The organism is Alteromonas sp. DYW1 (assembly GCF_059752595.1).
On record NZ_CM186038.1, the window covers coordinates 2,699,715 to 2,719,947 of the forward strand.

The window sequence follows — 20,233 nt, forward strand, 5'->3', positions numbered from 1 at the left end:
TTTTTTGAGTGAAAAAAGTACAAAAATTTTCTTTACAGTGGCTAAAAAGAACCACTTTCAGACAAGTCCACAGTGCATTTACCGACTTGATCGAATTCCAGCAACAACTTTGGTTGTGCTTTCGAGAAGCGAGCAATCATGTGAGTGGGGACGGTAAAATTGTCATTTTACACCTGCACTATGATGGTAAGCTCATCTCGCGTTACAGCATCGATTTACCCAGTGCCGATTTACGCGATCCTAAGTTTAGTGTTGCGCCTACCGGCGAGCTAATTTTGCTCGCTTATGCCCGCTTTACCGATGGTGAAAATCGTACGCTGCGCACGGACAATTTGGTTTGGCGCTCACCCAACGGGTTGAGTTGGTCTAGTCCAGTTAGTTTAGGGCCTAATACATGGTGGCTGTGGCGGCTCCGTTGGGATAAACCCAATAGCCAAGCATTTGGCCTGGCTTATAATCGTCGGGCCAATCGCATTGATTTATATGCCGGTAACCCCATGCGCCAAATGCATTTAATCAAGCAAGGCATATTAAGCCTAGCCCAACATAGCCTTGGATATCCCAATGAGAGTGATCTACACATTGCTGATGACGGCCGCTTGTACGCGCTGGTGCGCCGCGATGCTGACTCATTCCATGCGCAACTTGGAGTGGCAAGAGCGCCATATTCTCGCTGGCGATGGTTTGATTTAGGAAGTTACATTGGTGGGCCTGTTTGGCTTCCATTGGATCAGCAAAACTTTATTGTGGCAGGGCGTGCGTGGAATGGGAAAACGATGGTTACACGGTTATGGCAACTCAATATAGCCACGGCATTGTTACAAACGCTAATGGATTTGCCCAGTGCGGGTGACAATAGTTATCCGGGATTAGTCTTGAAAGGTAGTACACTGTATGTGAGTTACTACTCAAGTCATCAAGATAACTGCAGTGAGATATACCTTGCAGCAATCAAAATAACGTGACGAGCGTTAAATGAAGTCAAACAAGGATAAACTCGTTACCCGCGGAAAAGTTGCCAACGCCGCATTCAATGCAGTTTCTTGTTTAGCAAATTCGGCTGATGCCTTGGCATAATCGACATCCTCAATCGCGGAACGCGCCGACTTATTGGCAATTTCCAAATCTAAATTAGTTTCCTTGATTGACTGTGCTACATTGAGACGTCCCCCCAACGATGAGTTTTCCAGACCCATTTTCGCCAACCCATTATCAATACCAACCAGAGCATCGTTTATCGCTTCTTTAAAGTCAGTATCGGCAAAATTATCATTCGTTAATGCCAAAAACATATCATTGAGCGTTTCTGCCAAGTTCTTCTTTTGTGGGGTATCTAACGTGATTTCAAGATTCGCCCCGACAGCACCATCAATATCTAGCTCAATCCCTTGATAATTAACCTTTTGACCAGGTTGAAAGTCCAATGTGTCCAGCACTGCGCCGGTCCCAACATTGGTCACCTGTAGCTGATCCCCGGCTTGTACAGTGAAGCGAAAAACATTATTTGCCGGTGTTACTGGATCGAAGTTTTTCTCAAAAAAGTTGTCAAATGAGCCTTGCTGTGTCACCGCTGCTGAGTCAACCGTGATCCCCGCATTACCAGTAACAGTGAAGTTGTATCGGGCAAGTACATCTTCAAATACCGTTTTACCCGATGAGGTGCTTTGCACGGTAACACTATCCGACAACTGAACCTTATTCGTACCATCATCACCCACGAATACGACTTTGTTGCCCGTTGCAGCAGGATTAAACTCAAAGGCTTGTGACTCCGACTGAAACCCAGCAAATATATATTCGCCATTCGCGTTCTGCGCATTCATCAAATCCAAAACTTCATTGCGAATTTGCTCAATTTCTGAAGCAATCGCTTCTCGATCGGCTTGAGTGCTATAACCAGCACCGGATTGAATAACCAAAACGCGTGCTCGATTCACGGCGTCATTTATCCCACGCAAGACGGCTTCTTGCTGCTCAAGAGAACTCGTTAGTAAATCGTTGTTACGCTGATACTGGGTGATTTTGTCCAATTGCTCGGTTAATCGAACAACCTGAGCCGCTCCCACAGGATCATCGGAGGGTTTGTTGATCCGTTTGCCTGTCGCGAGTTGTTGCTGGGTATCGCTCAAACCGCGCTGATTGTCTAATACAGAGCGAATGTTTTGATCAAAAATTTGATTGGTTGAAATTCTCATGCCTAGTTACCCTATCGTGCGACTGACAAAATCGTATCAAACAAGCTTTGTGCGGTGCTTAAGATCCTTGCCGCCGCTTGGTACGTTTGTTGGTAACGGATCAAATTGGCTGCCTCTTCATCTAGACTCACCCCAGACACGGATTGATTCCACTCGGTTGAATCTGCATGCATCGCCTCTGCGGCCCGCAATGATACATTGGCACTGGCAGCATCCTCCCCAATACGACTCACCACGGATGCGTAAGCTTCGTGAAAACTGCGCGGTGTCGAGTTGCTATTGCTACTCAATTGTACAGTATTCGCCTGTTGCAATGCACCTATAGCTAAGCCGTTGCGATTATCATTCACCCCATCCGTATTATAGCTTATGGTAAACGAATCACCGGGCGAGGCTTGGCCTTCTAAACTAAAATCGTATCCAGGATAATCATCCAGCGCTGCAAAAGCTGCTGGCCAGCCCGGCGCTGCCGCCGCTTGTTCTAATAGGTTATTGTAGTCGGTCACACCAGTAACGGTATTGATCAGATTACCTGCGCCGTCTCGTACTTCATACGCAGTTGCCGAAGTGAACACAATTTGAGCGGGGGCTCCCACCGTTCCGCCGGGTGCCTGCGCTGCTGTATGCAAAGTGCCATTATCAAAAAACGCAGAGGCTTCGTTACCTAGCGTGTTATCGACCACGGTGTTTGTCACCTTGGTCGATACCAGTGATACATCACCTAAATTATTCAGGTTAGAATCAACCCGGATAGGGAGTGCAAAAGCCAAGTCTTCGGCTCTGCGAGTGGCCAAGGTAATGTCTGACGCAGCACGGCGAGTAGGCTGTAAGAGAAATTCATTACCCACTGCATATCCTGAGGTTGAATCGAAATCGATTTCTATACCGCCAGCTAATTCAGTGAAACCTGTTGCATTGATCGTTACGCCCGTAAATACAATCGGATTGTTATTCTCATCGACTTTTGGAGTGCCATTAGGATTGATCAATTCGACAGTCACTTCGTCAGGAACACCGCCGCTGACACTGGTTACGGTAATCTTATAGTCAGCATCGGTTAAGGTTGCACCTTCGCCAGCAGTAACCCGACCAACCATTGATAACGTCGGTGTAGTTCCTGCGTAGGTTAGTCCTTGAAATTCAGGTAAATTAAAAATATCAGCCCCGAGTTGCAAGTCAAGATCCATACCTAAGCGATTCTGCGCATTCACAGCATCGCCAAACGCTAAGGCGAGTTGACCCACATCACGTTGCGCGGGATTCAAGACTTCGTCACGGTAACGGAACAAACCGCCCATGCTGCCACCGAGTTCATCTTCAAATATGTTTAATGTGGTATTTTGCTTCGCTCCAGTAAAGCTAGTCCGCAGTTGTAGCTCTTTAAAAGTTGGATCTGCATCGCCACCCAACTGAAAAATATTGAACGAACCATCTTCAAGCACCAATGATTCACCGCTGGTCAGGTTAACAACTTTTGAACCATTCTGATTGGGACTTTCCCGTACCTCGATAGACATTAAACTGGCAAGTTCATTGATAGCGAGATCGCGTTCATTCAATAGTGAGCCTGGATCATCAAACCGATTATTTCCTTCGGCAACGATAATCGCTGCATTGAGTTCACCAATCGACTGGATCAAGGAGTTGGCTCGATTAACTTGCGACTCGAACTCTAAATTAAGTTCTTTTTCTTTTGCCAGCATGAAATCTGACAGTGATTGCATCCGTCGCAGGAGTGCCTCACCATCACTAAGAACCAGATCTCGACTCGCTAAATTTGTTGGATCGTCAGCGGCGGTTTGTAACGACGCAAAAAATTGGCTTAGTCCATCTGCAATGCTGTTTGCTTCATTGGCCAATACGTTGTTAATTGCATCTGTTTTCTGCGTATACGCTTGGAACTCCCCTAATTGAGTTGTATCGCGACGTAATTGATTCTGTGCAAAGGTATTAATGACTCGCTCAGTGGTGCCTGGATCAACACCTCCCACAAGCTGCGATTTAAATTCGGTGCGTTCGCGCACGTATCCTTCTGTATTAACATTAGCAATGTTATTACTCGTGGTATTGAGCGCACGATTACTGGCATTTAGGCCAGATGTTGCAATCGAAAACAAATCGGTATTGCGGATCATTTAGGGTTACTCCGACTCATTAAAGTCTTGCAGAACAGAGCTGTTTAACACTGCCATCACCTTTTCGGCATATTTGGGGTCGGTGGCATAACCAGACTGTTGTAGGTGCTTGAAATACGCATTGGCATCATGCGTGTTTTGTACCGCAGCTTCGTAGCGTGGATTGCGCTGAACAAATTCTACATAATCACGCATACTGTCAGAAAAAGATGAATACACACGGAACTGGGCATGTTGTTGCTGAGCAACGCCCTGATTGTATTCCAGAGTTTTCACCGCAGCTTTCTCGCCCTGCCAGCGTTTATCCGCTTTAATGCCGAATAAATTGTGGGCATTTTCACCGCTCCCTGCGTGGATCATATGTTGCCCCCACCCCGTTTCAACTGCCGCTTGTGCCAGCAGGGCTTTCGGGTCGAGTCCCAGTGATTTTGCATGCTCCTGAGCTAATGGCAGCAGCTGTGCAACAAAGTCTTGTGGTGATGCAAAAGCGGCTTGTTTACTGGCCATTGACGGTGCTTCGAAATTACGCTGTGCAGCCTCTACTGTGCGGCTGGTCTGGCGATTATAACTCGCAATATCACCATCGCCGCGGTGACTACCCGCGTTGTTCAACAAATGCTCATTGCTTAATTGTCGCACGATAATATCAGCGAGTCCCAAGGTGCCGTTACTGGCAAGATCAGTGGCTAACTGCTGATCATGCATGTCACGATAAAACTTAACTTGTTGGCTATTAAAGGGACTATCTTCATCGGCTAATGCTTCCTGCGCTTTGCGCATAGATTTGAGCAGCATATTGATAAAAATAGCTTCAAATTGCGCAGCAGCCTCTTCTAGTGCGCCTTCCTGATTACTATTTGCTGCGCTACGCAACTGATTCAAACTGCCCATATCATGGACATTTCGGGCCAGATCAAGTTGTGATTTAACCGCTGAGCTATCCATCAGATCACCACCAGTTCACCTTGTAACGCACCCGCTTGTTGCAGCGCCTCTAAAATCGCCATCACGTCACCAGGAGCCGCCCCAACTTCATTCACCGCGCGCACTAACTGATCGAGAGTAACGCCCGGGTCAAACTTGAACATGCGGCTATCAGCAAGGTTAACATCGACAATTGACTGTGTGGTCACAACCGTCTCACCATCGGCTAATGCATTGGGTTGCGATACTTGCTGATTTTCAGCAATCGTCACCGTTAAGCCACCATGAGTAATCGCAGCCGGCAATAAGCGTACTTCGCGACCAATCACAATAGTGCCTGTGCGACTATTGATCACCACACGCGCAGGCGCGTCAGCTGGTGCGAAAGTAAAGTTTTCAATGGTTGCTACAAAGCCAACGCGTTGACCCACATCGCGCGGCGCGTTAACCCTAACTGATGCGGCATCGAGTGGCGTAGCGATACTGTAACCATTCTGTGCTGAAGCACCCAAACGCATATTAATCGTATCTGCCAATGCTTTGGCTGTGGAAAAATCCGGATTATGTAAGTTAAGCGTAAGAAAATCGCCTTGCATTAAACCACTGGGAACCGCACGTTCAACCAAGGCTCCGTTAGCAATCCGCCCGACCGTTGGTGTGTTCACGACAACCCGTGAACCATCCCCACCTTGCGCACCAAATCCACTAACCACCAAGCTCCCTTGGGCAACTGCATAGACATTACCATCTAGGCCCTTCAACATGGTTTGTAACAGCGTCCCACCCTGTAGGCTGCTAGCTTCGCCGACCGATGAAACGGTCACATCAATGGTTTGCCCAGGTTTAATAAACGGTGGAAGTTCCGCATGCACAGCGACTGCCGCAACATTTTTGATTTTCGGCTTTTGATTCGGATCTAAGGCAATCCCAAAGTTCGCTAGCATGGTTCTAAAGCTTTGTTCAGTAAACGGACTTTGCTCCCCAGTGCCAGGTAAACCCACCACTAAACCATAGCCAACTAATTGGTTGCTACGCACACCTTGGATACTCGCTAAATCTTTAATACGCTGAGCTTGTTGGGCCATGGCGAACGGCGAAACGGTGCTGCAAACCAATAATACTAGGATAAATAGTCTCATAATGGCCACCACTCAGAAGAAAAGAACTTCGATAGCCAGCCTTGCTTTTGTGCGGTAGAAAATGACCCTGTACCACTATATTGGATCCGCGCATTAGCAATTTTACTTGAGTCAATTTCATTATTAGGACTGATGTCAGCAGTTCGAATAATGCCCGTTAGGCGGATATATTCATCACCGTTGTTAAGCGTTAACCATTTTTCACCGCGGATCAGTAAATTCTGATTGGCTAAAACTTCAATCACGGTGACTGAAATATTGCCGCTAAGGCTATTGCTTTGGTTGGCTTGTGCGTCACCATTAAACTCATTGGATGAGTCCATACCCAGTTGAATCGACTCATTGCCTATATTTACGGCGTTCCCCCCCAAACCTACAATCGGTTGCAGATCCAGCGTTGACTCCCGCGATGTCGTTGTTCCGGCAGATTTTGTTGCGTTGGTATTTTCCCGCAAATTGACGGTAATGATATCGCCAATTCGCCGCGCTTTTACGTCTGAATACAAACTATTCGCTAAACTGCTATGAAATAATCCACCGTCTTCAACAATGGTTTCTTTGGGTATATCAGGCACGACTGGCGCATAGTAAGGATCATTTGCTCGAATTTGAGTGTCGGCTGTGGAATAGCACCCACTGAGCAAAAGCATCAAACCTACCACTAGTATCCGCTGCATCATTTTTACCTCAGCTTAAAGCTGTTGAATGACCTGACCTAACATTTGGTCAACCGATGAAATCACCTTCGAGTTCATCTCATACAAACGTTGGCTCTCGATCAGGTTAACTAATTCTTCAGTTACATTGACGTTAGATGTTTCCAAAGCACCTTGGATCACAGTGCCAATCCCCTCTAATCCGGGGATACCTTGGATTGGTGCTCCACTAACCGCAGTTTCAACAAATAGATTTTGACCAATGGGTTGCAATCCTGTGGGATTGATAAAGTCGGATAAGTTGAGTTGCCCCAAGACCTGCGGTTCTGCTTGACCACGCAGTGTTGCCGACACCTCGCCATCCTGCGAGATAGTGATTTGTTGAGCATCTTCAGGGATAGCAATTTCAGGCTGCAATAAGAAGCCAGCGCCTGGTGTTACAATTTGCCCCTGATCGTTTAGCGTGAACTGACCATTTCTGGTGTAGGCAATACTGCCATCCGGTTGTAGGATTTCAAAAAATCCGCGGCCCTGAATCGACATATCCAAGGCATTTTCGGTGGTTAGCAAATTGCCTTGGGTGTGTGATTTTTGGGTGGCGACCACCTTTGAACCAGCACCAAGCATTAATCCCGATGGTAACTCGGTATCTGCCGACGAGCGCCCGCCTGGTTGGTTAATATTTTGATAAAGCAGATCCTCGAAAATGGCTCGATCTTTCTTAAATCCTACTGTACTGGCATTCGCCAAGTTATTCGACACTACTGAAACATCAGTTTGTGCCGCGTCGAGTCCTGTTTTGCTTATCCAAAGTGCTGGATGCATATTTCACCTCACAAAACGCAGTGCTCTGCGTTAATCATTCGACTTAGATAATGCGCATTAGCATGTTGCCGCGCATTGAGAGTTCGTCTGCTTTCTTCATTAATTTAACTTGCATTTCGTAATGCCTTTGCAAGGTGATCATGCTCACCATTTCTTCAATTGCATTAACATTAGAGCCTTCGAGCATACCGTTGCGGATCCGCACATTGTCATCCTGATCCGCAATGCTGCCATCCTTTAATCGAAATAAGCCGTCGGTACCCCGTTGCATCTGCTGATATTCCGGGTTAACCAGTTTCAATCGACCAATTTCTTCTAACACCGTTTCAGGTGCACCGAGCGGCCGCAATGAGATAGTCCCGTCACCGGCGATATCGATATTGTCGAGCGGGATAGGCAAGGTAATTGGACCGGCATCGCCAACCACTACATTGCCATGGGCGTCTTCTAAGATACCTTCTGCACTCAAGCGCATGTTACCTGCGCGGGTATAAGCTTCATTACCCTGCGAATCTTGTACTGCGAACCAACCATTTCCCTGGATCGCGAGATCGAGTGGTCGATTAGTTTGGATCATGGCGCCATCGTCGTAGTTATTACTTGGACTTTCCGTCATGGAAAACACTCGAGTCGGCAAACCTTCGCCGTATGACGGCATCGCCCTTGCCTGCTCCAGCTGAGCTTTAAACCCAGTGGTTTGTGCATTGGCAAGATTATTGGCCCGAACGGCTGTACCGAGGAGGTCTTGCTTGGCGCCACTTGCTGCAATATATAAGAACTTATCCATGCCAAACTCTTGACGAAATAACTTGATTAACTTTGATTGAAGCAAAGGCGATGCCAAGATGTGTAGACTGAGTGATTTAGTTAGCAGAAGCAGGACCGGATGCTTGTTGTTCTCTCACGTGTGCTGGATTGCTAAGCATCGAAAAATTGACGGTTTTCACTGTTTAATTGTCTGCCGTAGCATGTGTAGGAGCGACAATGGATTAACAATAATCCGCAAAAAAGGGGCTTTAACGAAAAGCCCCTGATTGAAACACACGTTAGTTCAATATGCGTTTATATTGGTTATCGAATATTCAGGATCGTCTGATTCAACTGGTTATTAACTTCTAAAGCTCTTGAGTTAGCCTGGAAGTTCCGCTGTGCAATGATCAGATCGATAAGCTCTGTGGTTAAGTTAACGTTGGCTTGCTCCAATGCAGATGAATTGATATCGCCAAATGTGCCGGTCGTTGCCTCACCGGCTAGCGCTTCGCCAGACAAGATGCTTTCTTTCCATTGCGTATTACTCTGCTGGGTCAAGCCTTGCTCATTCGAAAAGCGAACGAGTGCAACACGCACGATAGGTTCTGAAGTACCATTTGAGAATGTTGCCCGCACAAGGCCGTCAGGACCAATATCAATACCGGTTAACCGACCCACCGGCAAACCATCTTGTTCTAGTGACGTCACTTCAAAGGCCGAAGCAAACTGAGTGGGTTCTTCTGGCGTTTGTCCACCGACGGAAAAGTTTAAGTCAATGCCAATACGCTGTGTAACATCTGAACCATTCGCTAAGATCGTTCCACCCAGCTCTGCAGTCAGTAATTTATTCGCCTGTGGCGCAACTGGCGCCAAGTTGTCCGCACCGAGCACGGCTAAAAATTCACCGCCAGACGTAAAGGTTAAGCGTGCAGCCGATACGGCATTGGCGCCGTTCCCCGCAACATTAACCGCAGCACCAGGCAATACTTCATTCCCGTTAGTATCGCTTTGATTAACCAAAACGTCATCAACGGCAGTTACCATTAACCATTCGTTAGAGCCGGCCGCCTGATCTTTAATAAAGTAGTAAGTCATTACATGGCTATCACCTAAAGAATCATAGATGGTCACCGAGGTTGCCGCGTTATACGTCAGTGGATCAGTAGGGTCAAACGCCGTTACGTCTTTGGCTGGGTCCCCAGCGGGAAGATTAAAGCGTAAATCAACTTCAGAGGTTGGTTGCGGCGACCCCGATGAGTCAGGGATCCTCACCGGCACCGTGGTGCTCAGGGCTACCGATGCAGAGGTACCGTCAGAGTTAACAGGGAAACCAAGTAGGTTATCGCCATTCGAATTGACCACAAAATTATCTGAGTCCAATTTAAATTGGCCTGCACGGGTAAATGAAAAGTCACGGGAGTCAATCTCAGGCACAGTGGCAAAAAAACCATTCCCCGTGATAGCCAAATCCAACGCCGTATTGGTAAATTGCAAACTTCCTTGAGAAAATTGCTGTGCAACTTCTTGCGTCAAGACACCATCACCGACCTTGGTGCGCCCACCAGAGAGCAGCGATGCGGCATATACATCACCAAATTCTGCTCGTGATTCCTTAAAGCCGACGGTATTAACGTTGGCAATGTTATTCGCAGTGACGTCAAGGTCACGCTGAGCTGCGGCAACACCGCTGAGTGCTATGTTAAAAGACATACTTCTCTCCTATTAGCTGCCAATCTGAATGACATCATCTAATTTGATACTAATATCGCCATCCAGATTAAGAATGACCCCTTGACTGCTGCCAGCCAAACTTACACTAGCCACATGGCGATTAATCGCGGTAGGAATAGCGACTCCCTCACCGAACACTTCACCTTGCGCGCTCACGAAATATTCGCCGGGCGGCATTGGATTGCCGCGCAAGTCAGTTCCATCCCAATTGAATTCAATGTTACCTGGCGCTTGCGTGCCCGCATCAATTGTTTTGATCACCTCGCCAAAACTATTGGTAATAGTAATTTCAAGGTTTTGTGCGGTTCGATCGTTGACCACCACGCCAGATATGCCCTCGCCAGCAGTTGCCATGTAGCCTTTGTTATCAGCGATTAGCACATCTTGACCAATTAGACTGGAGGCCTGTAGCGCTTGATTTGAAGTCATAGAAGACGAAAAACTTTCAAATTTTTCATTTAACTTACTGATACCATCTGCGGTGGTAAATGATGTCATTTGTGCAACTAACTGATCATTATCTACCGGCTTAGTCGGATCCTGATTAGACAATTGCTCAGTCAGCAACGCGAAAAAATCTTCTTGTTTTAGGGTCTGCTCAGAACCATCAACCACAGGCACCGTTTCTTCTTGCCAATACAGCTGTGAGTTGAGACCGGTGTTTTTGATCGTATCCACAATAATTATCCTCTATTAACGGCCTTGACCAATCTGCAGAACACGACGGAACAAACGCTTAGTGGTATCAGCCACTTGTACATTGGTCTCGTAACCTTTAGATGCCGAAAGCATATTGGCCATTTCTTCCACAACGTTGACATTGGGTTTATAGATATAACCATTTTCGTCGGCCATAGGGTTGCCTGGTGCGTACTCAACTTGCAACGGCTTCTGACTTTCAACGATACCAAGCACATTAACTTTCGTTCCGGAACCCTGCTCCTGCGAGGCGCGCTGCAACTCCGCTGCAAATACAGGATGACGTGCTTTATAGGTATCCTCATAGCTGCTACTTACACTGTTAGCATTCGCAATGTTACTTGCCGTCGTATTGAGTCGAACGTTTTCTGCTGACATGCCGGTTGAGGCAATGTCCATCACTCTAAATAAGGTTGCCATTAGCCTTGACCTCCAGAACTTAGGGCTTTCTTCATACCCTTAATTTTTCCGCTTAATAGTTCAGCGGTTGCTTGGTAGCGCATACCCGCGTCTAAGAAAGCATTTCTTTCTTGTTGAATATCCACAGTATTGCCGTCTCCGGTATCCGGTTGGGTTGGTACGCGGAACTTTAAGTCCCATTGCGGTTGCATTTTGCCGTCTATGTGGTTTTCATGAGTTTTTGTTAAGTTATGCGTTTGATCGCTGCGAGCACTGCTCATGGCTTGTTTAAAATCAATCGCTCTGGACTTGTATCCTGGGGTATTCGCATTCGCCAAGTTGCCAGAAATAACTTCCATCTGCTCAGTTCTAACTTGCAGTGCTTTGTGATGAAAACCGACAAGACGGTCAAGATTTATTGCCATAACGTACTCCTACTCTGAGTTCGATACAGCAAAGGGTGTGCCAATCTAAATTAAGGTCGCTAAAAGACCCGTTTGAAATGTAAGGCTAACTGATTTTCTTTTTATAAAACAAACCATTAGGCTCTTTTTGCATCTTAAATAAGTCTGCGACCGCAGTGGCAGATTCAGACGCTCCGAGGATCAAGCTTCCATGCGGCGAGAGGCAAGCGGCAATTTGTTGCAGTATTTGCTTTTTATTTTCCGCTGAGAAATATATCAACACGTTGCGGCAAAATATGACATCAAACTTGCCCAACGCAGAATAGGAACTTAATAAATTTAAATTTCTAAACTGGGTATGACGAGCAATCTCAGGCTTAATTTTGACGATGTTGTTGGGTGCACGATCAAAATATTTCTTTTGCAGATGATCGGGCAGACCACGCAAAATTGCCATTTCATTATACTCGCCCAGAGTGGCTTGCTTGACTACGCGCTCTGAAATGTCGGTTCCAATAATTTCAAACCCACTTTTAAACGCATTGGGGCGTTTCGTTTGAAACTCCTTTACCGTCATTGCGATCGAATAGGCTTCTTGTCCGGTTGAGCACGCTGCACTCCAAATCCGCAACTTAGACACTGACTCAGAGAGCTCTGGCAAGATAGAGTTTTCTAACAATTTGAATGGATAAGCATCACGAAACCATAGCGTCTCATTGGTAGTCATTGAGTCGAGCACACGCGTGCGCAACACTCGATCGCTGCCCTGGATCGTGACATCAATGATACCGTCTAATGACAAATCAGGGTAATCATGCAACAGGCCAACAAGCCGGCTGCGCACTAGGTACTGTTTTGAGTCTCCTAGCACGATACCGGTTTCAGCTTCTAAAAAGGCACGAAACTTTTCGTAGCTGCGCGGAGAAACTTCGCGATCATTCAATGTGACTAATTTCCGCTAATCACGCAGCCATTTTTGCACGGCAGTGGCTAATTCATCAGGATGGAACTTAGCGATAAAATCGTCAGCTCCAACCTTTTGTACCATTGCCTGATTAAATACACCGCTCAGTGACGTATGCAGCACCACATTAAGCTTTTGCAACTCAGGCGTATTTTTGATTTCAGCAGTCAGGGTGTATCCATCCATCTCGGGCATTTCAATATCCGAAACCAAAACCCCTACACGATCAGTCACATCCCCCGTTTCCGCGGCTATCTCTTTCAACCGATTGAGCGCTTCAAGACCATTTTTTGCAGCTTCTATTTCTAACCCTAATGCGGTTAGCGCCTTTTTAACCTGATTTCGAGCAACCGATGAGTCGTCCGCGATAAAAATAATCTTACCTTCACTTTTACCCACATCTACATGCCCTGCAACTTCTTCACTAACATCGGTATTCAGTGGCGAAATTTCGTTCAGGATTTTTTCAACATCAAGTATTTCAATTAGCTCGTTGTCAACTTCAGTAACCGCAGTAAGGTAACTCGCCCTACCGGTGCCCTGAGGCGGTGGCATAATGGCATCCCAGTTAGTGTTGATAATACGTTCTACCGAACCAACCAAAAAGCCCTGCACTGAACGGTTATACTCTGCGATGATGATAAACGCAGTCTTTAAATCTTCAATGCGTTTACCACCTGTTGCCATGCTCAAATCGATGACTGAGATAGTTTGACCACGGATATGCGCGACACCCCGCACAAGCTGATTGAGTTTTGGCATAGATGTCAGTGGTGGGCATTGCAACACTTCTCGTACTTTAAATACGTTTATACCAAAGCGCTGACGCCCATTTAAACGGAATAGCAGTAATTCAAGCCGGTTCTGGCCTACCAATTGTGTTCGTTGATTGACCGAATCAAGAATTCCTGACATACATCACCCCTTTGTCAAATTTAGGCACGATCGTTGCGTTACAAACCATATTATCGGTTGCAAACCCATAAGGTTTAAAAATGTGCCTGTAAATTGACACATGATCAACCGGGTCGCAGGCATTATCTTTAATCATAGTCAAAATGCTGGATAGTGAACATGAAAAATTTCATTAATAGAAAAATAGTCGCAATTGCACTACTTTTCACGTCCGCGAGTCACTTTACACTTGCCGAAACCACGTTATCACTGCATCAGGTGATCGAACAACAAAGCGAATCTTTTATTCAGCGTGTGCTCGAACAGCAAGGTGCGCCTGACAACAATTCGACAATTCTGGTTGATGTATTTCCGCTTGATGAGCGAGTGAATATAGAGCCATGTGCATCTCCGTTCAGTTATGAGATTCCTGACAATGCGATGAGTAATGGTTATGCTGCGGTCAAAGTCAGCTGCCCTGAGACTGCATGGTATTTGTTTATAAATGCCAAAATTGAGTTAACTCAACCGGTTGTGGTTACTGCCGATTCCCTGAGTCCAGGGACGATCTTGACTCAACAAAACCTGCGAGTTGCCGATAAAGCGAGTAAGTCGTTGCGCTTTAGCACCTTCACCAATATTGAACAGCTTCTGGGTGCAAGAATTAAATACCGAGTACGCCCTGATCAACCAATTAAACCGAATATGGTTTGCTTTGTTTGCAAAGGTGATTTGATCACGTTGAGCGCGCGCGCTGAAGGTCTGCAAATTAGTACCAAAGGCATTGCTCAAGAAGACGGGAACGTTGGCGATACTATAGCCGTAATGAACCGAAGATCAGAAAAAATCGTCTTGGCTAAGGTTGCAGGTGTGGATCAAGCAACTGTAGAAATATAAGGATATCAGTCGGTTATAAAATAGATGCGAGAAAAAAGATTTTTTCCCTAAATTTCGTTAAAGTATTAAGGGTGCTCGCCGATAACATGACTGAGGATATAAAGGTAGTGGATTTTAATTATGGCTATTAACAACATTAACAATGGGTTGCCGAAAACGCCCATTGACAATCAGAAGGTAGCTCAGCAGCAGACTCAGAACAAAGGGAATGCCGCTCAGCAGGCTGCACAACAAGCAGTTGCGCAAAACGCACCGCGTCAAGACTCTGTGTCGCTAACTCAGTCTGCTCAGCAGCTCACGCAAGCACAGAAGAAAGGTGCGTCTGAAGCGCCAGTCAATCAAGAAAAAGTTGATCGTTTGAAGAAAGCCATTCAGAATGGTGAGTATCGTGTGAATCCAGAAGTGCTGGCTGACAAAATCGCCAAATTAGAAGGGCAGATTTTTGGCTCCAGATAATTGGTTAAATTAAAGTCAAAATATGTCTACAATCGAAGAAGCACTGACAGAACAACTCCACAACCTCAAACATCTTCAGCTTCTTCTTGAATCAGAACTGCATTTAATAAGCTCTCGCGACGCCGAGAGCTTAATTAATTTACTCGATGAAAAGCAACAAACTCTCGATGCTATTCAAGCCAAAGACGAGCAGATTAATGCACTCCATGCAGAACTCGAGAAAGCCGGTAAATTACCGTTAAGTGAAACGGCTAACGCGCACCTTGAAGAAGCTCAAACACTGCTTGAACAATGTAAGTTCCGTACGTCTATTAATCAAAAAGCGGTAGAGCAAGGCCAGCTAAAATTAGAGCATTTACGTCATTTATTGCTTGAAACCCGCGCGAAAGAATCGCTGACTTACGATCGTTCAGGTAAACCACACGGTGGTACAAAAGGTAAAGGGATCAGTGCATAACGCGACGCTTCGCAGCACTTCACCCCTTCGTAACTGTCATTATGAACTTTGTTTTAGCGCCGCAATTCGCTCTGCCAGTGGCGGGTGGCTGGCAAATATTTTTTGGATCTTGCCTGCATTAATCGCGAATGCCGCCATATTCTCAGGTATCGCAGGGGCAGCGTGGTCCCGTTGCAGCGCTGTTAATGCAGCAATCATATTGGCCTTTCCCGCAAGCGCTGCGCCACCCGCATCTGCGCGATACTCACGGTAGCGAGAAAACCACATCACAATTGCCATAGCGAGAAACCCTAAAACGATTTCAGCGACCAATGACACAATCCAAAACGCCGGGCCGTGACCACGTTCAACTTTGAAAACGACCCGGTCAACCAAATGCCCAATCACTCTTGATAGGAAAATAACAAAAGTGTTTACCACACCTTGGATCAACGCCAAGGTAACCATATCACCATTGCTCACGTGACTCACTTCATGAGCTAGAACGGCTTCGACCTCTGCTTTGTTCATGCTTTGCAATAAACCAGTACTGACAGCAACTAATGCATCGTTCTTGTTCCATCCTGTCGCGAATGCATTCGGTGACGGATGCTGAAATATACCAACTTCTGGCATTGCAATACCCGCCTGCTCAGCTTGCCTTGCAACCGTTTCCACTAACCATCGCTCTGTTTGGTTTTGGGGCTGTTGGATAACTTGCACCCGCATGCTCTTTTTCGCCATAAATTTGGATAAGAAAAGCGAAATTAGCGAACCACTGAAACCAATGACTGCGGCATAAACCAACAGTGCAGAGAGATCCAGTGAGACACCATTTTGTTGCAGGAGACCATCAATGCCTAGCAATGAAAATGTAATGCTTAACAGTGCCAAAATAGCGATATTTGTGCCGATAAATAGGGCGATGCGTAACATGTAAACACCTCAAGAGCTCACTTTATAGATATATATGGGCGTACGAGTTTTGACCCAAGAGGATTGAAATCAAAATTTTTAATAGTCAGAGTGGCGGCTGAAGTTTCCAGACTTTACTAAACATGCCTGTATTCTGCGCTATAGTCGACCTTGTGCTTAATAATACCTAACGTCTTTGATCCGCTTAGGCTTTGCGGTCGACAGATAAATGTCATAGACCTCTTTGAAATCCAGCTCCATTTCTGTTGCGTACGTATCATCACCCACGGGATAAGATTTTACCACGCGAGCGCCACGGATAACGCCTTCAACGGAAGACTGTAACTGGGTGTTAGCGAGGACAAGGTTTTTTAACGACTGATTCCCATCAACCCTTTGCCCATAAACTTGCTCTGCCAATTCGCGATAAGCTTCAAGTTTTGAGGCTTTAATTGCCATTAACACCTTGCCTGAATCAGATGACGCTTGTTGGGCATCAATTGGCGCATATCCCACAGCACGGATCACCGGATACTCATCGGGTTCGATCGTTTCCCACTCCACGTGCTTGGTAAACAGGCTTGAACAACCCGACAATAGACTGAGCATGCTCACAAGAATAATCAGCTTGATAAACCTAGTCTCTTTCACTTGCCACCTCATTTATCAGTTTAGCCGCCGCATTCCTCGGAATAATCTAGCGTTAACGTTAATCGACCGTTGGTAAAAATACTAAGCAGTATTTACGCCAATTCGGAGAAAACTAAAAAATTAGAACTCTCAACGTTTAGTTCCATATCCTCATCGCGTCCTTTCCCCCTGCGCTACGGTTATAAGTGTTGGCTGGCGGACTACCTCACACCTAGCCAAATATCGTACGTGCAGTTGCTACGACTTTACCTTATCTGATGTATTGGCACAGGCCTTGAATATGAAGTTACACAGTTACCGGAAATGGACGATTGGGTTACTTTTAAGTGCCAAAGCAGTCATTTCTTTGACACTCGGAGTTTTGTACGGTGTCAACCGTCACATTTAATATGAGGTTAATACTATGAAATCAGCAGGGTTGTATTTGTGGGTTGCGCTACGCAAAGCCACAAAGCACTATTGGAGAGTTACGCTGACTTTAGTATGCGTCACATTTATGGCATTACCGGGGCAAAGTTATGCCGCCTGGTATCAGGCCAGCGGACAAGCTGTGATCGTTGACGGAGATAAAGTAACGGCCAAACAACTGGCAACCAAAGAAGCCATCAAGCAAGCGTTACTATTCGCTGGAGCGTCAGTAACCAGTATTCAACAACTTGCCAACGGACTGTTGCAAGATGACCACTTAGAAATACGCGCACAGGGTGAAGTCAATCAACTCGAATTAATCAACGAGATCTATCACGATGATTATGTAACTGTATCCATCCGTGCTGACATTTTTCCACAACAAGTGCAGTGCAGCGCCTCATCTTATCGCAAGTCAGTGGTGACCTCGTTAATGACGATAAATACCCCAGAGCACACGCAAGACGGAAAAATTTATAAACTTTCGCTGGCAATTCCAAATAAACTTCCGCAACTCATTGCTGAACAGGCCATGCATTTGCGGTTACAACCCATTGTGCAAACACGTTACAACTGGGAGATTTCGACTCTTCAAGCCCAAGCCTTCCAACTTGCGCAAAATAACGACGCCCAATATGTATTAGCTCTCTCTGCTGACGACCTAAGCGTTGATCGACCTGCCTCTAGTTGGGCATTTTGGCAAGACACCGGAGCCCAGCGCCATTTTGTGTTGCGTGCTCGGGTTTTCGATGCCATGTCTTCGACTATTATCATGGATCAAACTTATGCCACTCAGGCGCCTTGGACTTTTGATAAGTTCACGGATGTTGATGTCTTTGGCAATGAATTTTGGGACTCACCCTACGGTAAGTCGATCATGCAGGAGCTCAACAATTTGGTCGCGGAATTAGATGAAGTTTTGAGTTGTGAACGCTCAATCGGCCGAATTTTGCAAGTCGCCAACAATCAATTGCAAATCAACCTTGGGCAACAACATGCGGTGCAACCCGGCGACGAACTGCAGATTTTCCAAACTCGCCAACTAGTTGATCCCTTTGGACAATCCTATCGCCAACATGTGTTACACCCAACACCGGTTGTGGTTCAGTCGGTATACAGTAAAACCGCTACTGTTGCCGCAGCGGATGGTTCTCTGTTGTCTGATATTCAACCAAACGACTTCGTAGTAAAACTTTAGGGGTTTTGATTTTCATTGCGCTGCCGCATAATACTGCGTGCAGCGTCCCCATAGTTTAACCGGATAAAACAAGAGCCTCCTAAGCTTTAGATCTGCGTTCGAGTCGCGGTGGGGACGCCATTCAATCTACCCGTGCATATCTTCTAGTGCTTTGCCTTTGGTTTCAAACACCAAGCGCGCTACAAAGACTATTGAAATGGCAGAGCACACCGCATAGAAACCATAGGCACCGGTCAGTCCTATCCCCACGAGCATGATCGGGAATGTCATTGTGATCAAGAAGTTACTACCCCACTGCGCTAACCCCGCAACCGCTAAACCAGAACCACGCAATTGATTGGGAAACATTTCACCTAGCAAGACCCACATGACGGGTCCCCAAGAAAAGTTAAACAACATCACATAGGCATTCGCAGCGAGCAACGCAAGAGTGCCGTAATCACCCAGCGCTAGACTACCATCGGCAAGTGTTTGCGCATTGGCAAATGCAAAGACCATCAGCGCTAACGTTAAGGTCATACCTACTGAACCAATCATAAGAATGGGTTTACGACCTATCTTATCGATTAACAGAATAGTGGCTACACAAGCAGCGATACTAACGCCACCACTGAGTATATTTATCAGCAACGCATCTGATTCAGAGAAACCAACCGCCTGCCACAAGACCGCACCATAATAAAACACCACATTAATGCCGACTAATTGTTGAAAGGTTGCTAAACCAATGCCCACCCAAACGATTCGACGCACCTTACCCACACTGGGATCGATTAGGTCTCTGAGTTTAGGCTGCTGTTGCTGCTCAACGGTTTGATTGATTTGCGCATACAAGGCTTCACTACGAGCCCCGTAAAGGCGTTGTAAAACCGCCTTTGCCTTATCGGTAGCCCCAGACATAACCAAGAAGCGAGGACTTTCTGGGATCAGTAATAAGCCGACGTAGAATAACGCTGCCGGTAACATTTCAACCCAGAACATCCAACGCCATGCCGCATACCCTAGGGCCAATTCTTGCGTTGAACCACCCGCCAAATCTGCGATGAAATAGTTGCTGACAAACGCAATAAATAATCCACATATAATGGCAATCTGTTGTAACGTCGCCAACTTACCACGAATGGCTGCGGGAGCAATTTCGCTTATATATGCTGGCGTCATCACTGATGCTGCACCGACAGCAAAACCGCCTAAGATCCGGTAAAGCACAAAACTCAATGAACTGTCAGCAATACCCGATCCCCACGCGCTGAGGAGGAAAAATATCGCTGCCACCAAAAGCATTTTCCGCCGCCCATAGCGATCCGCTAAGCGACCGGCCAAAAATGCCCCAGCAGCGCAACCCAATAGCATGCTTGCAACATTAAAGCCGGTTGCAATACTTTCAGACTGAAACGCTTGTTGCAATCCATCGACGGTACCATTGATAACGCCACTATCAAAACCGAATAAGAATCCACCCAGAGTGGCAATAATGCTGATTAAAATAATAAAACCGAGATTATCTTGTACGTTGGGATCGTGCATGTTTACCCTTATATTAGTTGAGTCGCTATA

The 20,233-nt window shown here is 46.2% G+C and carries 21 protein-coding genes and 1 tRNA gene; 6 read left to right on the forward strand and 16 right to left on the reverse strand.

Annotated elements, in window-relative coordinates; translation table 11 throughout:
• The first annotated feature begins 8 nt into the window (after positions 1-8).
• Complete coding sequence (locus tag AC121Z_RS12115; RefSeq protein WP_498124284.1) at positions 9-965, forward strand: hypothetical protein; 957 nt, start codon at positions 9-11, stop codon at positions 963-965.
• A gap of 6 nt (positions 966-971) precedes the next feature.
• On the opposite strand, the gene flgL is transcribed toward AC121Z_RS12115, so the two are convergent.
• The 13 genes from flgL to AC121Z_RS12180 all read right to left on the reverse strand — a co-directional run bounded on the left by flgL (position 972) and on the right by AC121Z_RS12180 (position 13,736).
• Complete coding sequence (gene flgL, locus AC121Z_RS12120) at positions 972-2,195, reverse strand: flagellar hook-associated protein FlgL (protein ID WP_498124285.1); 1,224 nt, start codon at positions 2,193-2,195, stop codon at positions 972-974.
• A gap of 11 nt (positions 2,196-2,206) precedes the next feature.
• Positions 2,207-4,330: a flagellar hook-associated protein FlgK gene (flgK, locus tag AC121Z_RS12125; RefSeq protein WP_498124286.1), complete on the reverse strand. Its 2,124-nt coding sequence runs from the start codon at positions 4,328-4,330 to the stop codon at positions 2,207-2,209.
• A 6-nt stretch (positions 4,331-4,336) separates the two neighbouring features.
• On the reverse strand, positions 4,337-5,275 hold the full coding sequence (gene flgJ, locus AC121Z_RS12130; RefSeq protein ID WP_498124287.1) for a flagellar assembly peptidoglycan hydrolase FlgJ: 939 nt from the start codon (positions 5,273-5,275) through the stop codon (positions 4,337-4,339).
• Positions 5,275-6,393, reverse strand: a complete 1,119-nt coding sequence (locus AC121Z_RS12135; RefSeq protein ID WP_498124288.1) for a flagellar basal body P-ring protein FlgI — start codon at positions 6,391-6,393, stop codon at positions 5,275-5,277. Before AC121Z_RS12135 ends, flgJ begins: the two co-directional genes overlap by 1 nt.
• Positions 6,390-7,070 (reverse strand): flagellar basal body L-ring protein FlgH, encoded by a 681-nt coding sequence (gene flgH, locus AC121Z_RS12140; protein WP_498128234.1) that lies wholly within the window; start codon positions 7,068-7,070, stop codon positions 6,390-6,392. The genes AC121Z_RS12135 and flgH overlap by 4 nt, the downstream gene beginning before the upstream one ends.
• A 15-nt stretch (positions 7,071-7,085) precedes the next feature.
• The gene (gene flgG, locus AC121Z_RS12145; protein WP_100655855.1) at positions 7,086-7,874 is read right to left on the reverse strand and encodes a flagellar basal-body rod protein FlgG; all 789 of its coding nucleotides are present in this window, start codon (positions 7,872-7,874) and stop codon (positions 7,086-7,088) included.
• A gap of 43 nt (positions 7,875-7,917) precedes the next feature.
• Entirely contained in the window at positions 7,918-8,661 is a 744-nt protein-coding gene (gene flgF, locus AC121Z_RS12150) for a flagellar basal-body rod protein FlgF (RefSeq protein WP_498124289.1), read from the reverse strand.
• 284 nt (positions 8,662-8,945) lie between these two features.
• Positions 8,946-10,334 (reverse strand): flagellar hook protein FlgE, encoded by a 1,389-nt coding sequence (flgE, locus tag AC121Z_RS12155; protein WP_498124290.1) that lies wholly within the window; start codon positions 10,332-10,334, stop codon positions 8,946-8,948.
• A gap of 12 nt (positions 10,335-10,346) precedes the next feature.
• The gene (locus tag AC121Z_RS12160) at positions 10,347-11,033 is read right to left on the reverse strand and encodes a flagellar hook assembly protein FlgD (protein WP_498124291.1); all 687 of its coding nucleotides are present in this window, start codon (positions 11,031-11,033) and stop codon (positions 10,347-10,349) included.
• 15 nt (positions 11,034-11,048) lie between these two features.
• On the reverse strand, positions 11,049-11,474 hold the full coding sequence (flgC, locus tag AC121Z_RS12165; RefSeq protein WP_498124292.1) for a flagellar basal body rod protein FlgC: 426 nt from the start codon (positions 11,472-11,474) through the stop codon (positions 11,049-11,051).
• Positions 11,474-11,878 (reverse strand): flagellar basal body rod protein FlgB, encoded by a 405-nt coding sequence (gene flgB / locus AC121Z_RS12170; RefSeq protein WP_498124293.1) that lies wholly within the window; start codon positions 11,876-11,878, stop codon positions 11,474-11,476. The genes flgC and flgB overlap by 1 nt, the downstream gene beginning before the upstream one ends.
• 85 nt (positions 11,879-11,963) lie before the next feature.
• Entirely contained in the window at positions 11,964-12,800 is an 837-nt protein-coding gene (locus AC121Z_RS12175; RefSeq protein ID WP_498124294.1) for a CheR family methyltransferase, read from the reverse strand.
• Positions 12,801-12,815: 15 nt separating this feature from the next.
• Positions 12,816-13,736, reverse strand: a complete 921-nt coding sequence (locus tag AC121Z_RS12180) for a chemotaxis protein CheV (RefSeq protein WP_498124295.1) — start codon at positions 13,734-13,736, stop codon at positions 12,816-12,818.
• Positions 13,737-13,895: 159 nt separating this feature from the next.
• On the opposite strand from AC121Z_RS12180, the gene flgA reads away from it, so the two are divergent.
• The 3 genes from flgA to flgN all read left to right on the forward strand — a co-directional run bounded on the left by flgA (position 13,896) and on the right by flgN (position 15,525).
• Positions 13,896-14,612: a flagellar basal body P-ring formation chaperone FlgA gene (flgA, locus tag AC121Z_RS12185; RefSeq protein WP_498124296.1), complete on the forward strand. Its 717-nt coding sequence runs from the start codon at positions 13,896-13,898 to the stop codon at positions 14,610-14,612.
• Between the two features lie 120 nt (positions 14,613-14,732).
• Positions 14,733-15,068: a flagellar biosynthesis anti-sigma factor FlgM gene (gene flgM, locus AC121Z_RS12190; RefSeq protein WP_498124297.1), complete on the forward strand. Its 336-nt coding sequence runs from the start codon at positions 14,733-14,735 to the stop codon at positions 15,066-15,068.
• A 22-nt stretch (positions 15,069-15,090) separates the two neighbouring features.
• Positions 15,091-15,525, forward strand: a complete 435-nt coding sequence (flgN, locus tag AC121Z_RS12195; protein WP_498124298.1) for a flagellar export chaperone FlgN — start codon at positions 15,091-15,093, stop codon at positions 15,523-15,525.
• Positions 15,526-15,564: 39 nt separating this feature from the next.
• On the opposite strand, the gene htpX is transcribed toward flgN, so the two are convergent.
• Positions 15,565-16,440, reverse strand: a complete 876-nt coding sequence (gene htpX / locus AC121Z_RS12200) for a protease HtpX (RefSeq protein WP_498124299.1) — start codon at positions 16,438-16,440, stop codon at positions 15,565-15,567.
• Positions 16,441-16,596: 156 nt separating this feature from the next.
• On the reverse strand, positions 16,597-17,028 hold the full coding sequence (locus AC121Z_RS12205) for an LPP20 family lipoprotein (protein WP_498128236.1): 432 nt from the start codon (positions 17,026-17,028) through the stop codon (positions 16,597-16,599).
• 445 nt (positions 17,029-17,473) lie between these two features.
• Here AC121Z_RS12205 and AC121Z_RS12210 point away from each other — a divergent pair, with 445 nt between their 5' ends.
• Together AC121Z_RS12210 and AC121Z_RS12215 are read left to right on the forward strand one after the other, a co-directional pair.
• Positions 17,474-18,676 carry a flagella assembly protein FlgT gene (locus tag AC121Z_RS12210; protein ID WP_498124300.1) on the forward strand — a complete coding sequence of 401 codons (1,203 nt, stop codon included), beginning with the start codon at positions 17,474-17,476 and terminating at the stop codon, positions 18,674-18,676.
• Between the two features lie 44 nt (positions 18,677-18,720).
• Positions 18,721-18,796 (forward strand) — tRNA-Arg (locus AC121Z_RS12215).
• A gap of 6 nt (positions 18,797-18,802) precedes the next feature.
• Here the strand turns inward: AC121Z_RS12215 and AC121Z_RS12220 are convergent.
• On the reverse strand, positions 18,803-20,203 hold the full coding sequence (locus AC121Z_RS12220) for a sugar porter family MFS transporter (protein WP_498124301.1): 1,401 nt from the start codon (positions 20,201-20,203) through the stop codon (positions 18,803-18,805).
• Between the last annotated feature and the right edge of the window lie 30 nt (positions 20,204-20,233).